Origin of the sequence: Haloferax sp. KTX1 (assembly GCF_902410085.1) — an archaeon.
GTDB lineage: Archaea > Halobacteriota > Halobacteria > Halobacteriales > Haloferacaceae > Haloferax > Haloferax massiliensis.
The window spans coordinates 1-404 of the sequence record NZ_CABPRH010000305.1 but is presented as its reverse complement, the minus strand read 5'-3'; the positions used below and the strand labels follow the sequence as shown (position 1 = coordinate 404).

The 404-nt window shown below is 52.0% G+C and carries 1 protein-coding gene; it reads right to left on the bottom strand.

What is annotated here, in order from left to right; all coding sequences use genetic code 11:
• Positions 1-128: 128 nt before the first annotated feature.
• Positions 129-317, bottom strand: a complete 189-nt coding sequence (locus FY251_RS21950) for a hypothetical protein (protein WP_014039293.1) — start codon at positions 315-317, stop codon at positions 129-131.
• Between the last annotated feature and the right edge of the window lie 87 nt (positions 318-404).

The following is a 404-nucleotide window of genomic DNA, read 5'->3' as shown; positions in this document are numbered from 1 at the left end:
GTGCCGGTGTTACCCTCAGATTTCAGAATATGGGTAACAAGTGGACAAGTGTGAACACAAATACTGTACTACTCTCTCCAGAATTAACTATTTAGTACTACCAGATGATACTGACGCCCGTACCGAAATTAAACCCGGGCCAGCTCGTCGCTGTCCACTCTTTCGAGAAGCGCGTCAACAAGTGCGCTCTTCCGGTGTGAGACAAGCAGATGGCAGTAAATGTCGTCTTCGCTGTCCGCACCACAGTTACACAGCGGGCATCCGTATGTGTGGCTCTTTGCCCCCTCGGTCGCTCGCTGCGGGATGCTGGCTTGCATATGCGGATGTAAGGGCCTTGCCGAACATAGCGGTTTCTAGGACCGCTATGTTGCTCTCAATGTGCATATAGAGACTCTCCCCGTGTC